This window comes from Acidovorax sp. JMULE5 (genome assembly GCF_013376875.1).
Taxonomy (GTDB): domain Bacteria; phylum Pseudomonadota; class Gammaproteobacteria; order Burkholderiales; family Burkholderiaceae_C; genus Acidovorax; species Acidovorax facilis.
Genome location: NZ_CP035951.1, coordinates 1 through 12,855, shown reverse-complemented (window position 1 = coordinate 12,855; position 12,855 = coordinate 1). Strand labels below are relative to the sequence as shown.

Sequence of the window (12,855 nt, the reverse complement as noted above, 5' to 3'; positions counted from 1 at the left end):
GAAAGGAACACCCCATGAAATCCCGTGCCGCCGTAGCCTTCAAAGCCGGAGAACCCCTGCAGATCGTCGAGATCGACGTGGCCCCGCCCAAGAAGGGCGAAGTGCTCATCAAGATCACAGACACCGGTGTGTGCCACACCGACGCCTTCACCCTCAGCGGTGACGACCCCGAGGGCCTGTTCCCCGTGGTGCTGGGCCATGAAGGCGCGGGCATTGTGGTGGAAGTGGGCGAAGGCGTGACCAGCGTGAAGCCCGGCGACCATGTGATCCCGCTCTACACCGCCGAATGTGGCGAGTGCCTGTTCTGCAAGAGCGGCAAGACCAACCTGTGCGTGAGCGTGCGCGCCACACAGGGTAAGGGTGTGATGCCCGACGGCACCACGCGCTTCAGCTACAACGGCCAGCCCATCTACCACTACATGGGCTGCAGCACCTTCAGCGAATACACCGTGGTGGCCGAGGTGTCGCTCGCCAAGGTCAGCCCCGACGCCAACCCCGAGCAGGTCTGCCTGCTGGGCTGCGGCGTGACCACAGGCCTGGGTGCCGTGAAGAACACCGCCAAGGTGCAAGAGGGCGACACCGTGGCCGTGTTTGGCCTCGGCGGCATTGGCCTGGCCGTGATCCAGGGCGCCAAGCTGGCCAAGGCCGGCCGCATCATCGCCGTGGACACCAACCCCTCCAAGTTCGATCTGGCCCGCACCTTTGGCGCCACCGACTGCGTGAACCCCAAGGACCATGACAAGCCTATCCAGCAAGTCATTGTGGAGATGACGACCTGGGGCGTGGACCACAGCTTTGAGTGCATTGGCAACGTCAACGTGATGCGCGCCGCCCTCGAATGCGCGCACCGCGGCTGGGGCCAGTCGGTCATCATCGGCGTGGCAGGCGCGGGGCAAGAGATCAGCACCCGCCCCTTCCAGCTCGTCACCGGCCGCAAGTGGATGGGCACGGCGTTCGGCGGCGTCAAGGGCCGCAGCGAGCTGCCCGGCATGGTCGAAGACGCGATGGCGGGCAAGATCCAGCTCGCGCCGTTTGTCACGCACACCATGGGCCTCAAGGACATCAACGAAGCGTTTGATTTGATGCACGAAGGCAAGTCCATCCGCTCCGTCGTTAAATACGCAGTGGCCTGACCCCTGCAGAGCAGCCAACGTCTGAGACGCCCGAACGCCCCTTTACCCGTTCGGGCTGAGCCTGTCGAAGCCATGGCACGCCTTGCCACCAACCCTTCGACAGGCTCAGGGCAAACGGGCTCGGTCTAAGGTCAATTTTCAATGCAAGCAAAAAAGACCTCCAGCGCTTATCCATCGAGCGCTAGCAGCTATTATTTTTAGAGCATCCACCATGACCACCTCCCTGGAACTCCTCAGCAGCCACGCCTGCTTTGGCGGCGAGCAGCGCTTCTACCAGCACGCCTCCACCGAAATCGGGCTGCCCATGAAGTTCTCGGTGTTCCTGCCCCCGCAGGCGCAGCAAGGGCCCGTGCCCGCCCTGCTCTTCCTGGCGGGCCTCACCTGCACCGAAGAGACTTTCATGGTCAAGGCCGGTGCCCAGCGCCTGGCCGCCGAACTGGGCCTGGCGCTCATCGCGCCCGACACCAGCCCTCGCGGGGCCAATGCGCCGGGTGAGGCCGACAGCTGGGACTTCGGCGTGGGCGCAGGCTTTTATCTGGACGCCACGGCCGAGCCCTGGGCACGCCACTGGCGCATGGAAAGCTACCTCCTGAAAGAGCTGCTGCCGCTGGTCTCAGCCCAGTTGCCCATCGACGGCACCCGCCTGGGCATCACCGGCCACTCGATGGGCGGGCATGGCGCGCTCACGCTGGCGCTGCGCCATCCGGGCCGGTTCCAGAGCCTGTCGGCCTTTGCCCCCATCTGCGCGCCCACCCAATGCCCATGGGGTGAGAAAGCCTTCACGGGCTACCTGGGCGCAGACCGCACGAGCTGGATCGAGCACGACGCCACGGTGCTCATGCAGCACCAGCCGGTCGCGCCTTACCCTGCGGGCATCCTCATCGACCAAGGCCTGTCCGACAAGTTTCTGGCCGACCAACTGCACCCACACCTGTTCGAAGCTGCGTGCCAGGCCATCGGCCAGCCGCTCAGCCTGCGCCGCCACGCGGGCTACGACCACGGCTACTACTTCATTCAAACCTTCATGGCCGACCACCTGGCGCACCACGCCAGAAACCTGCTGCCGCAGTCCGAACGTTAATGCGGCCTTAAGCCTCGGGCGCCACAGTGCGCCCCATGCCTTTGATACTGCAGCGCCTGCTGCTTCCCCACCTGGCCACGGGCACCGCGCCCCGGCCCGCCTCCACCACAACACGCCACCTGCACCCCGCCTGGGTGGTGGTGCTCATCAGCACCTGGCTGGCCACGGCCTGCAATGTGCCGCTGTGGCGCGAGGTGGCGCAGTTGCCGGGCCAGGGCAGCCTGCGCGGCTGGGGCTTTGCCATCGCGTTTGCGCTCATCGTGGCGGCGGGCAATGCCGCACTGCTGAGCCTGCTGGCCTGGCGCTGGACGCTCAAGCCCGCAGCCACCGTGCTGGTGGTGATGGCTGCGTTTGGCGCGTATTTCATGCTGGCCTACGGCGTGGCCATTGACGCCAGCATGCTCACCAACGTGCTGCAAACCGACGTGAAAGAGGCGGGTGACCTGCTCAACTGGCGCATGCTGGCCACCGTACTGGCGCTGGCCGTACCACCACTGTGGTGGCTGCTGCGCCGCCCCGTGTTGCGGCTGAGCACCCTGCGCCACGCGGCGCACAACGGGCTGCTGCTGGCGGGCGCCATCGCCGTCATCGTGGTGTGCCTGCTGCTGGTGTTCCAGGACTTTGCATCGACCATGCGCAACCACACCAAGCTGCGCTACCTGATCAACCCGCTCAACAGCGTGTACGCGCTGGGCAACATCGCCACCAAGCCCCTGCGCATGGACACCAGCAAGCTGCTGCCCCTGGGGCGCGATGCACAACTGGGCGCCAGCTATGCGGGCCAGGCCAAGCCCCCGCTGCTGGTACTGGTGCTGGGCGAAACCGGCCGCAGCGGCAACTTCGGCATCAACGGCTATGAGCGCAACACCACACCGCTGCTCGCGGCCCGCACGGACCTCGTCAGCGCCCGCAATGCGTGGTCGTGCGGCACCAGCACCGCTGCATCGGTGCCCTGCATGTTCTCGCACCTGGGCCGCACGGGCTATGAAGCGCGCGCTGCCAACTTTGAAAGCCTTATCGACGTGCTGCACCACGCAGGCCTGGCCGTGCTGTGGGTGGACAACCAGTCTGGCTGCAAAGGCGTGTGCGACCGCATTGGCGAGACCCTCACCAGCGCGCCAAAAAGCCCGACGCCAGACCCCGCCCTGTGCCCCGGCGGCGAATGCCTGGACCGCGTGATGCTGCAAGACCTGGACACCCGCATCGCCGCCCTGCCCGCGGAACAGCGCCAGCGCGGCACCGTGGTCGTGCTGCACCAGATGGGCAGCCACGGCCCCGCGTACTACAAACGCTCGGCGCCCGACAACAAGAAGTTTGGCCCCGAATGCACATCCACATCCCTGCAGGAGTGTGAGCGCCAGCAGGTCGTCAACGCGTATGACAACAGCGTCGTGGAGACGGACTTTTTCCTCGATTCAGTGCTCAAATGGCTCACAGCGCAGGATAGCAAAGCGCAAACAGCTATGATTTATGCAGCAGACCACGGCGAATCACTGGGCGAGAACAACCTCTACCTGCACGGCCTGCCCTACTCCATTGCGCCTGACGTGCAAAAGCATGTGCCGTGGATCACCTGGCTCTCGCCCGCCATGCAGGCGCGCACCCAGGTCGCCACCGGCTGCCTGCAGCATGAGCTGGCCGAGCGGCGCATCACCCACGACAACTACTTTCACTCGGTGCTGGGGTTGATGGATGTGAAGACCGGGGCGTACAGCGCGGGGCTGGACATGTTTGCAGGTTGCCGACAGACGGCGGGGGCGGCCAGAGCGGCGGGCTGACGCGGAGTCGGGCCTACCCGGGCGCCATGCCCCAACCGCAACTATGAACTTCTGCGCGCCTCACGCCACCCCTGGCAGCAGCAGAATCTTGCCGACGTTGACGCCAGATTCCATGCGACTGTGGGCCTGCGCGGCATCTGCCAACGGGTAGGTGCTGTCAATCACCGGCCGGATCGCACCGGCCGCCAGCGCAGGCAGCCACCGCTCGGCAAAGCGCTGCACCATGGCCTGCTTGACCTCGGGCGCGCGCGACTTCATCACCGTGCCAAAGATCTGCAGATGGCGGTACAGCACGGCGTCCATCGGCAACGTGGCGCCTTGCGCGCCACCCAGCAAGCCCACGGCCACCATGCGCCCGCCCACGGCCAGCGATCGCACGTTGCGCTCCAGGTAGGGCGCACCAATGAAGTCGATCACCACGTCCACACCTTTGCCGTCCGTTGCCTGCGCCACCACGGCCGCAAAGTCCTCGCTGCGGTAATCAATGAACACATCCGCGCCAAAGCCCAGCACTGCATCGCGCTTGTCACCGCTTGCTGTGCCAAACACCCGTGCGCCTGCCGCTTTCGCCAGTTGCACCGCCGCCGAGCCCACGCCGCCTGCGGCTGCGTGGATCAGCACCGACTCGCCCGCCTGCAGGTTGGCCAGGTGGAACAGCGCCTCGTGTGCAGTCACAAACACCTCCGCCACCGCACCCGCAGCCACCAGGCCCAGGCCCTCCGGCACATGCATGGCCATGCGGTGGTCAATGCGCGACAGCTCGGCGTAGGCCCCGCCGCCCACAATGCCCATCACACGGTCGCCCACGGCAAAGCCGCGCACCAGCGGGCCCACCGCGACCACCTTGCCCGCGATCTCCAGCCCCATGGTGTCCGCATCGCCAAAGTAGGCGCGACCGTAAGCCCCTTTGCGGTGCAACAGATCAGCGCGGTTCACGCCGATGGAAGCGTTGCGCACCAACAGGTCATGCGGGCGCACCTCGGGGGTCGTGACCTCACGGGCCACCAGCACCTCAGGCCCACCGAAGTCGTCGAACACGATGGCCTGCATGGTGGGTGGTACGGCGGTTTGCACAGTGGCGGGATGTTGTTCACTCAAAGCGGTGGGCATGGGTTGCAGTCCTCAAAAATGTCATACAGGCCTGCAAGGTTACAGCGCCAACACACCATTAAAACGCAGCAATTTCGCTCTGTATTGATGCAAAATTGCATCACTCCCACCCGATGAACACCACCATGAACTGGGACGACACCCGCATCTTTCTCGCGCTGACAAGAGCCCCCTCCTTGCGCGCCGCAGCGCGCAGCCTTGGCATCGACCAGGCCACCGTGGGGCGGCGGCTGAATGCACTGGAGGCCGAGTTGGGCGCCAAGTTGTTCCTGCGTGCCAAAGATGGATACCTGCTCACGCCGGCAGGCGAAACGGCCCTGGCAGCCGCCCGCCGCATGGAAAGCGCAGCCCTCGACCTGCGCACCAAAATCGAAGGCCAGGACGAAAACCCCGGCGGCATCGTGCGCGTCACCAGTACCGACTCCATCGCCATCGACCTGCTGCTGCCCGCCGTCGAGCGCCTGCAGCGGCACTGGCCCCACATCCGTGTGGACCTGGAGGTCTCCACCCAGTTGCTCAGCCTCAGCCGCAGGCAGGTGGACATAGCGTTTCGCAACGTCCGCCCGGAGACGCCCGACCTGGTCGTGCGCCGCGTGGTGTCATGGCCGGTGGGCCTGTTTGCCAGCGCGGGCTATATCGAGCACTTTGGCGAACCCGTGCCCGACGACGAACTGCGCGGCCACCACCTGGTGGCCTATGGCCCCTACCTGGAGCACAGCCCGTTTCTGACCATGGCCGGTGTGCCCGCCCGCCAAGCCCGCATCGCCATGGCCGTGCGCTCCAGCCTGCTGGTGCGCAAGGCGGTGGCAGCGGGCATTGGCCTGGGTGAAATGCCGATGTGGATGGGCGAGCGCGAAGGCCTGGTCCGCATCTGGCCCCAACGCCGCCGCGCCACCGATTACGAGGTCTGGCAAGTCATGCACCCCGACCTGCAGCGCACCGCCCGCGTCCGCGCCACGGCAGAGTTTCTGTCAGAGGCTTTTGGGGCCCAGTAGATAGAAAGCGGCAGGCGGCTGAACGTCGACTTGGGCCCCAAAGCGCATCAGCAAGCAAGCAAACAACCAACTAATCCAACAAGCAGCGGCGGGCACAAGCTGCTCCGCCATACTCAACGCCAACCCCTCAGCTTTATCTATTCGCGAAGCCATGCCCCACACCATCCAGCACCAGGAACAAGACGCCAAAGGCGCCTTTTACGTAGAGAACGGCGGCCAGCGCCTTGCAGAGATGACCTACAGCCGCACCAACGCCACGATGATCATCGTGGACCACACCGAAGTGGACCCCTCCCTCAGCGGGCAAGGTGTCGGGCGCGAGTTGCTGGGCGCGCTGGTGCAGTGGGCGCGAGCTACGGGCACCAAGGTAGTCCCGCTGTGCCCGTTTGCCAAGGCACAGTTCGACAAGGATGCATCTATCCGGGATGTGCTGGTTTAGGCAGCCCGCAGAAGGCACGCAACAGCCGCGCAAACGCGATCCTAGGATGGGCGGATGATGCTATTGATTGAATAGCTGGTAGCGCTTTATGGATAAGCGCTGGAGCCCAATTTGGCTTGATTTTCCTGCACGCGCTGGTATTGAAGAACGGGGTGAGATCGTGCAGCGTTGGCTCCAAGTGCCTGCTCAGGGCCCGAAGCTGCCGTTGAAAACGCCATTCGGAAGCTGCCATCGATTTGCTGCCCGCTGGCTCACAGTCCCAAACATGCTGTTGGAAATCCCGGTCTCTGCCTACTGGCAAGCTATAGTTAGCCAGGTTGATGCCTGCCCGGTTTCGCGGAATTTTTGTACCTGGGTATTTGAACAGGCTATCACCTGAAAACCTGTGCTGCAAGCGACTTCCAGGAGCAATCAGTGTCCAGAGTATCCCTCACGGTCCAGTTTATCCCGCAGGTTTGCCGCAACTGCCGGTCACCTTTACGTTAGCCAGCACGAGCGCCTTAGCTCCTCGGTCATTCACTCCATGAAGTGTCTCGTTGTTGTAGCCCACCCGCTTACGGACAGTGCTTGCCACGCCATGGCGCGTAGCGCCGTCGATGCTCTGACCAAAGCCGGGCACGAAGTGCAGATCGAAGACCTCTACCAATCTGAGTTTTCGCCTTCGTTAACAACCAGTGAGCGCCGGAGCTACTACGGCCCCGCCTTTGACTCTGCGGCCGTTCAGTCACAGGCCGACCGATTGCTCTCCGCCGAAGCCATCGTGCTTGTTTTCCCTACTTGGTGGTTCAGCTTCCCCGCAATCTTGAAAGGCTGGTTTGACCGAGTCTGGGCGCCAGGTATCGCCTACGATCATGCGAGCGATCTCGGCCCAATCAAGCCGAGGCTCCACAAACTTGGGAAGACTCTTGCTATTACTACGCTCGGCTCGCCTTGGTGGGTTGATCGGCTGGTGCTCTGGCAACCCGTAAAGCGCGTGCTGAAAACCGCTCTCTTGGGAACGTGTGCGCCGGCTTGCAGATTCGAGATGCTGTCGCTCTACAAGGCAGAGCATTTAGCGCCAGCCGAAATCGAGCTATTCTGTTCGCGTATTCAGCGAGTGCTTGCAAAATGGTCGTAGTCGTCCAAATCTGCTGGCTAACACTGCTGTGCAGGAGTACTGCGCGACAAAGCCGCGCAGTACTCCTGACCTAGAAATTTGACTTATTTTTTGACTGCGGTGCTTTTGTCGCTGCGCCTTGCCGACCGTGCCCGCCTAGACCGTCGGCACCGTCCCCCCATCAATCACGTGCTCCGAGCCCGATATCGCTCCCGCACGCGGTGACACCAAAAACGTGATCAGGTCGGCCACCTCTTGCGGTCTGGCGGGGCGGCCCAGCGGGATGCCGCCCAGCGACTGCATGATGATCTGCTTACCGCCTTCATAGTCCGTGCCCGCCTGGGTGGCCACGCGCTCGGCCAGGGCGACGGCGGCTTCGGTTTCGACCCAGCCGGGCGAGACGCTCAGAACGCGAACGCCTTGTGGCGTGACCTCTTTCGACAAGGCCTTGCTGTAGGTGGACAGGGCCGCCTTGGCAGCGGCGTAGGCGGTGGTGGACTCGGGCAGCGGCAGCACACGCTGGATAGAGCTGACGTGGACGATGACGCCCGCGCCTTGGGCCAGCATGGCGGGCAACAGAGCGCGGTCCAGGCGCACGGCGGGCATCAGGTTCTGGTTCAGTTCGTTGAACCACTGCGCATCGTCCAGCGCCGCAAAACCCCCGCCAGGCGCGCTGGAGCCGCCCACCACGTTGACCAGAATGCCCACGCCGCCCCAGTGCGTGAGCACCGCCTGCGCAACCTCTGCAGCGCCCTCTGCAGTGGAGACGTCGGCAGGCACGTACAGCACGCCGCCAATCGAGTGCGCAGGGGCTGAACGCGCGGTAGCCATCACCTGCACACCGGCGTCCACCAAAGCCTGCACCACTGCAGCGCCCACGCCTTTGGTGCCGCCCGTGACGAGTGCGCGCTGGCCGCGCAGTTGAAGGTCGAAGCTCATACCGTGATCTCCAGCGACGCAATCAGGCCACGCTCAAGGCGAAAGCGGTAGCGCAGATCGACCGGGCTACCAGGGAAGTTGCCCTCGACGCGGCTGGTGACGACCTGGTGGCCGTCGCTCTGCTGCAGCGCGAAGGGTTCGGTGGTGTACCTGTACTTTGTCGATGCCGCGGCCTTCCAGGCCTTGATGGCGTCGATGCCCGAATGGGTGCGGCCCTCGTCCTTGACGACGGCCTGTGCCGCGAAGCACCGGGCAATGGCCTCAGCGTCCTTTTGTTGGTCGGCCGCAAAGTAGGCGGCAATGGGGTCGGGGAGGCTCAAAGGGGTCATGGTGACGATCTCCTTGGTTTAGGGATGACCTGCACAACTCCCTGCGGTCTGTGATAGCGCGGTCTCGAGCGGTCCACTGCGTTGCTTTTCTTGCCAATAGCGCGGCTATTGGCTGCAAAAAGACACCTTGTGACCCATCCCGATCCGCACTACCACCGCCTCGCGAGGGTTATGCAGGTCACCCCTAGTCGTTGGGTTGGTGGAGTCGTCAGGATGCGCCTGCAGAACCAATTAGTGAATGGCCTAGAATTTGAATAGGCTATGTAGAAAACAACACAGAATGCGCGGATCGGATTTTGCAGAACTGAAGGCCTTTGCCGCCGTGGTCGAGCGCGCGAGCTTTGCGCGCGCGGCGGATCACCTGGGGCTGTCGCCGTCGGCGCTGAGCCAGACAATTCGCCAGCTGGAAGCCCGCTTGGGCGCGCGATTGCTGAACCGCACCACGCGCAGTGTGGCGCCCACGGCCACCGGGGCGCAGCTGTATGCGCGCATGGCACCGCTATTTCGGGACATGGCCGACGCAGTGGCCGAAGCCAGTGCGTCGGCCAGCCAGATGGGGGGCACGCTGCGCATCAACACGCTGGGCATGGCCGCCACACAGGTCATCGCGCCACGGCTTGGGCGGTTCCACCAGGCCCACCCGGATGTGGTGCTGGACATCGTGGTGGACGACGGGCTGAGCGACATCGTTGCGGGCCGCTTTGATGCGGGCATCCGCGTGGGCGGGCGGCTGGAAAAAGACATGATCGCCGTGCGCCTGACACCGGACGTGAAGATGATTGCCGTGGCCTCGCCCGACTACCTGGCGCAGCGCGGCACGCCCAAGGCGCCCGCCGACCTGCACGACCACGCGTGCATCAACTGGCGGCTTCAGATGGATGGCCGGACCTACCGCTGGGAGTTCGAGAAAAAAGGAAAACGGGTGGAGATTGCCGCAGAAGGACCGCTGGTGACCAACCACTCGGACATTGGCGTGGCTGCGGCCGTGCAGGGCCTGGGCATTGCCTATGCGTTTGACCGTGAGCGGGTGGACAACCACATCGACCAGGGGCGGCTGGTGCAGGTGCTTGCCGACTGGTCGGTGGCAAAGCCCGGCCTGTTCCTGTACTACTCTAACCGGCGCCATCCATCTCCGGCATTGACAGCTTTTATCGACTGCCTGCTGGACCGTGATCTGCCAGAACCCAAGCCTGGCTTGCAACGCCCATCAGTGAATGCGGCTGTGCAGAGGGCTCCACGTCGGTGATGGGGTGTTGGGTGGCCGATATCAGCCATTCAAGCCAGAAGCGTCGCCCTCACCGTCCTTCCATCCACCCCTTCACCTCGCCCATCAGATGCCCCCGGAACACCTCCGCAATCGGTGACAGCTGCTTGCCCTTGGGCCAGACCAGGTGCCATTGCGACTGGATGGGGAAGCCCTGCACGTTGAGCACGGCCAGGCCTTCGTGGTGGGGACCGAGGCTGTGGCGGGAAACGATGGAAACGCCCAACTGGCCTTCCACCGATTCCTTGATGGCCTCGTTGCTGCCCAGCTCCAGCACGGCGCTGGGCGCAAAGCCCATCTGGCGAAGGTGCGCGTCGGTGGCCATACGGGTGCCGGAGCCTTTCTCGCGCAGGATGAAGCGCTCGGCCTGCAGTTGATTGAGCTTGATGCGCATTTTGGCGGCCAGCTTGTGGCCTGCGGCGGCAATGACGACCAGGGGGTTGGGCATGAGGATGTGATCCTCCAGCGGCAAATCGGCCGGCGGCATGGACATGACGTAGAGGTCGTCCAGGTTGCTGCGCAGCCGGTTGATGACATGGTCGCGGTTGAGCACCTCCAGCGAGATGTCGATCTGCGGGTGCAGCTTGCAGAAGCTGCCCAGCAGACGCGGCACAAAGTACTTGGCGGTGCTGACCACGGCGACCTTGAGGCGTCCGCTGGTGAGGCCCTTGGCGCCAGACACCCGCTGCTCAAACGCATCCCACTCGCCCGCAATGGCGCGCGCGGTGCGGGCCAGGGCATGCCCCGCTTCGGTGAGGTACACGCGGCGCGAGATGACTTCGTACAGCGGCAGGCCCACGGCCTGAGACACCTCGCGCAACTGCATGGAGGCGGTGGGCTGGGTGACGTGCATGACCCGGGCGGCGGCGCTGACGCTGCCGGTTTCGGCCAGCGCCAGAAAAAGGCGCAGCTGGCGAAAGGTGATGTTCATAGATTTTTATCTATAGATAAGCGCATTCGAATCGATTTTACTTTGCACCCTGCACTGCATAGCATTGGCGCCCAAGGAGTTGAATGATGCAAAGCTTGCTGGACCCTGCGATCCTGTTTTTTGCCCTGGGTGTGTTTGCGGGCCTGGTGCGGTCCAACCTGGAGATGCCTGCGGCGATCTCGAAGTTCTTGTCGATCTACCTGCTGATGGCGCTGGGCCTCAAGGGCGGGTTTGCGCTGGCGGCATCGGGCTTTACGTCCAACGTGGCCACCAGCCTGGGGCTGGCGGTGCTGCTGGCCATCGTGGTGCCGCTGGTGGGCTATGCGCTCTTGCGGCGGGTGCTGTCGGGCTTCAATGCGGCGGCGGTGGCAGCCACCTATGGATCGGTGAGCGCGGTGACGTTTGTGACGGCCACGCAGTACCTGGAGTCGCAACACATCGCCTACGGCGGCCACATGGCGGCGGCGATGGCGCTGATGGAGTCGCCCGCCATCATCCTCGCAGTGCTGCTGGCGAATGCGCTGCGGCAAAAACAGCAGGCGGTGGCCATGGCCACCGCCGCCCCGCCCGTGGTGGCGATGACAGGCGGGGGCGCCGCCACGCTGGGCGGTCATGGCCAGGGCAAGGGCGGCCCGCACCTGTCGGTGGGCAAGATCCTGCACGAGTCGTTCACCGATGGCACGCAGTTGCTGCTGCTGGGCGCGATGCTGATTGGCCTGCTGACTGGCGATGCGGGCAAGGCGGCCATGCAGCCGTTTTCGGGTGATCTGTTCAAGGGCATGTTGTGCCTGTTCCTTCTGGACATGGGCCTATCGACCGCACGCAACCTGCCTGCGGTGCGCCAGCAGTCGCCCTGGCTGCTGGCCTATGCGGTGCTGGGCCCCATCACCCACGCCACACTGGCGCTGGGCCTGGCCTGGCTGGTGGCGGTGCCTGCAGGCGATGCGGTGCTGCTGATGGTGCTGGCGGCCAGTGCCTCATACATCGCCGTACCTGCGGTGGTGCGCTATGCCATCCCTGAGGCCGACCCGTCGCTGTATGTGAGCCTGTCGCTGGGGCTGACGTTTCCGCTCAACATCGTGCTGGGGATTCCGCTGTACACGCAGGTGGTGCAAAGCCTGTGGGCCGTGTGAGGGGGCGATGCATACAGCCCCCACGTGGCCCCTGGCGTGCGCTTGCGAAGCCTGGCTCAATAGCTATCATTTAAATAGCTATTGAGGCATACTGGACGGGCGGAAACGGCCATTTTTATTCAAATTTTCAACCCACTGCGCCACACAGCTGGTCAGAACAGGCTGCTTTGCCCCTGCAGCAGCCCGGGGCGGAACTGGCCCAGGTCCAGCTCCACGCGTTCGCGGTTCAGGCCCAGCTTGCGGCAGGTGGTGGCAAAACGCTGGCGCACCAGGTCGGCCCACAGGCCGGTGCCTTTCATGCGGGTGGCGAAGTCGCTGTTGTAGGTTTTGCCCGCGCGGCGCTCGGCGTCGCTCAGGTGGTGCAGGTCTTGCACACGGGCCATCACGCGCGCGGCGCGCTGGGGGTAGTGCACCTGCAGCCATTCGCGGAAGAGCGTATCCAGCTCCCACGGCAGGCGCAGCACGGTGTAGAAGGCGCTGCGCGCGCCCGCGTCGCGCGCAGCCTCCAGCACCTGCTCCATGTCTTCGGTGATGAAGGGGATCTGTGGCGCCACGCTCACGCCCACGGGCACACCCGCCTCGGCCAGCGCGCGGATGGTGCGCAGGCGCCGGTGGGGCGCGGCGGCG

The 12,855-nt window shown here is 64.5% G+C and carries 12 protein-coding genes and 1 pseudogene; 8 read left to right on the top strand and 5 right to left on the bottom strand.

The features are described from left to right. The first annotated feature begins 14 nt into the window (after positions 1 to 14). The 3 genes from EXV95_RS00065 to EXV95_RS00055 all read left to right on the top strand — a co-directional run bounded on the left by EXV95_RS00065 (position 15) and on the right by EXV95_RS00055 (position 3,992). Complete coding sequence (locus tag EXV95_RS00065) at positions 15 to 1,133, top strand: S-(hydroxymethyl)glutathione dehydrogenase/class III alcohol dehydrogenase (RefSeq protein ID WP_176885341.1); 1,119 nt, start codon at positions 15 to 17, stop codon at positions 1,131 to 1,133. A 211-nt stretch (positions 1,134 to 1,344) separates the two neighbouring features. Further along, a complete protein-coding gene (gene fghA, locus EXV95_RS00060) occupies positions 1,345 to 2,214 on the top strand; it encodes an S-formylglutathione hydrolase (protein WP_176885340.1) in 870 nt (289 codons plus the stop codon). 35 nt (positions 2,215 to 2,249) lie between these two features. Further along, on the top strand, positions 2,250 to 3,992 hold the full coding sequence (locus EXV95_RS00055; RefSeq protein ID WP_176885339.1) for a phosphoethanolamine transferase: 1,743 nt from the start codon (positions 2,250 to 2,252) through the stop codon (positions 3,990 to 3,992). 60 nt (positions 3,993 to 4,052) lie between these two features. On the opposite strand, the gene EXV95_RS00050 is transcribed toward EXV95_RS00055, so the two are convergent. Further along, positions 4,053 to 5,042 carry an NAD(P)H-quinone oxidoreductase gene (locus EXV95_RS00050; RefSeq protein WP_218135488.1) on the bottom strand — a complete coding sequence of 330 codons (990 nt, stop codon included), beginning with the start codon at positions 5,040 to 5,042 and terminating at the stop codon, positions 4,053 to 4,055. Between the two features lie 185 nt (positions 5,043 to 5,227). Here EXV95_RS00050 and EXV95_RS00045 point away from each other — a divergent pair, with 185 nt between their 5' ends. The 3 genes from EXV95_RS00045 (at position 5,228) to EXV95_RS00035 (ending at position 7,653) form a co-directional block, all read left to right on the top strand. Beyond that, a complete protein-coding gene (locus EXV95_RS00045) occupies positions 5,228 to 6,097 on the top strand; it encodes a LysR family transcriptional regulator (protein WP_176888886.1) in 870 nt (289 codons plus the stop codon). A 151-nt stretch (positions 6,098 to 6,248) separates the two neighbouring features. Then, positions 6,249 to 6,536, top strand: a complete 288-nt coding sequence (locus EXV95_RS00040; RefSeq protein ID WP_176885337.1) for a GNAT family N-acetyltransferase — start codon at positions 6,249 to 6,251, stop codon at positions 6,534 to 6,536. A gap of 577 nt (positions 6,537 to 7,113) precedes the next feature. Beyond that, on the top strand, positions 7,114 to 7,653 hold the full coding sequence (locus EXV95_RS00035) for an NAD(P)H-dependent oxidoreductase (RefSeq protein ID WP_370460156.1): 540 nt from the start codon (positions 7,114 to 7,116) through the stop codon (positions 7,651 to 7,653). A 135-nt stretch (positions 7,654 to 7,788) separates the two neighbouring features. Here the strand turns inward: EXV95_RS00035 and EXV95_RS00030 are convergent, their stop codons facing one another. Beyond that, positions 7,789 to 8,571 carry an SDR family oxidoreductase gene (locus tag EXV95_RS00030; RefSeq protein ID WP_176885335.1) on the bottom strand — a complete coding sequence of 261 codons (783 nt, stop codon included), beginning with the start codon at positions 8,569 to 8,571 and terminating at the stop codon, positions 7,789 to 7,791. Continuing rightward, the gene (locus tag EXV95_RS00025; protein WP_176885334.1) at positions 8,568 to 8,900 is read right to left on the bottom strand and encodes a nuclear transport factor 2 family protein; all 333 of its coding nucleotides are present in this window, start codon (positions 8,898 to 8,900) and stop codon (positions 8,568 to 8,570) included. The genes EXV95_RS00030 and EXV95_RS00025 overlap by 4 nt, the downstream gene beginning before the upstream one ends. A 280-nt stretch (positions 8,901 to 9,180) precedes the next feature. Here EXV95_RS00025 and EXV95_RS00020 point away from each other — a divergent pair, with 280 nt between their 5' ends. Continuing rightward, the gene (locus tag EXV95_RS00020; protein ID WP_176885333.1) at positions 9,181 to 10,146 is read left to right on the top strand and encodes a LysR family transcriptional regulator; all 966 of its coding nucleotides are present in this window, start codon (positions 9,181 to 9,183) and stop codon (positions 10,144 to 10,146) included. 49 nt (positions 10,147 to 10,195) lie between these two features. Here the strand turns inward: EXV95_RS00020 and EXV95_RS00015 are convergent, their stop codons facing one another. Further along, a complete protein-coding gene (locus EXV95_RS00015; protein ID WP_176885332.1) occupies positions 10,196 to 11,095 on the bottom strand; it encodes a LysR family transcriptional regulator in 900 nt (299 codons plus the stop codon). An 86-nt stretch (positions 11,096 to 11,181) separates the two neighbouring features. Here EXV95_RS00015 and EXV95_RS00010 point away from each other — a divergent pair, with 86 nt between their 5' ends. Further along, positions 11,182 to 12,228: a sodium-dependent bicarbonate transport family permease gene (locus EXV95_RS00010; RefSeq protein WP_176885331.1), complete on the top strand. Its 1,047-nt coding sequence runs from the start codon at positions 11,182 to 11,184 to the stop codon at positions 12,226 to 12,228. Between the two features lie 152 nt (positions 12,229 to 12,380). Here the strand turns inward: EXV95_RS00010 and EXV95_RS00005 are convergent. Next, positions 12,381 to 12,855: pseudogene (locus tag EXV95_RS00005) on the bottom strand (radical SAM protein); the annotation flags it as partial.

Excerpts from the sequence above, each read along its gene's own strand:
- EXV95_RS00065 (WP_176885341.1), top strand. The coding sequence starts at position 15 with ATGAAATCCCGTGCCGCCGTAGCCTTCAAAGCCGGAGAACCCCTGCAG.
- EXV95_RS00045 (WP_176888886.1), top strand. The coding sequence starts at position 5,228 with ATGAACTGGGACGACACCCGCATCTTTCTCGCGCTGACAAGAGCCCCC.
- EXV95_RS00050 (WP_218135488.1), bottom strand. The coding sequence starts at position 5,042 with ATGCAGGCCATCGTGTTCGACGACTTCGGTGGGCCTGAGGTGCTGGTG.
- EXV95_RS00010 (WP_176885331.1), top strand. The coding sequence starts at position 11,182 with ATGCAAAGCTTGCTGGACCCTGCGATCCTGTTTTTTGCCCTGGGTGTG.
- EXV95_RS00015 (WP_176885332.1), bottom strand. The coding sequence starts at position 11,095 with ATGAACATCACCTTTCGCCAGCTGCGCCTTTTTCTGGCGCTGGCCGAA.
- EXV95_RS00030 (WP_176885335.1), bottom strand. The coding sequence starts at position 8,571 with ATGAGCTTCGACCTTCAACTGCGCGGCCAGCGCGCACTCGTCACGGGC.
- EXV95_RS00020 (WP_176885333.1), top strand. The coding sequence starts at position 9,181 with ATGCGCGGATCGGATTTTGCAGAACTGAAGGCCTTTGCCGCCGTGGTC.
- EXV95_RS00035 (WP_370460156.1), top strand. The coding sequence starts at position 7,114 with ATGGCGCGTAGCGCCGTCGATGCTCTGACCAAAGCCGGGCACGAAGTG.
- EXV95_RS00040 (WP_176885337.1), top strand. The coding sequence starts at position 6,249 with ATGCCCCACACCATCCAGCACCAGGAACAAGACGCCAAAGGCGCCTTT.
- fghA (WP_176885340.1), top strand. The coding sequence starts at position 1,345 with ATGACCACCTCCCTGGAACTCCTCAGCAGCCACGCCTGCTTTGGCGGC.
- EXV95_RS00055 (WP_176885339.1), top strand. The coding sequence starts at position 2,250 with ATGCCTTTGATACTGCAGCGCCTGCTGCTTCCCCACCTGGCCACGGGC.
- EXV95_RS00025 (WP_176885334.1), bottom strand. The coding sequence starts at position 8,900 with ATGACCCCTTTGAGCCTCCCCGACCCCATTGCCGCCTACTTTGCGGCC.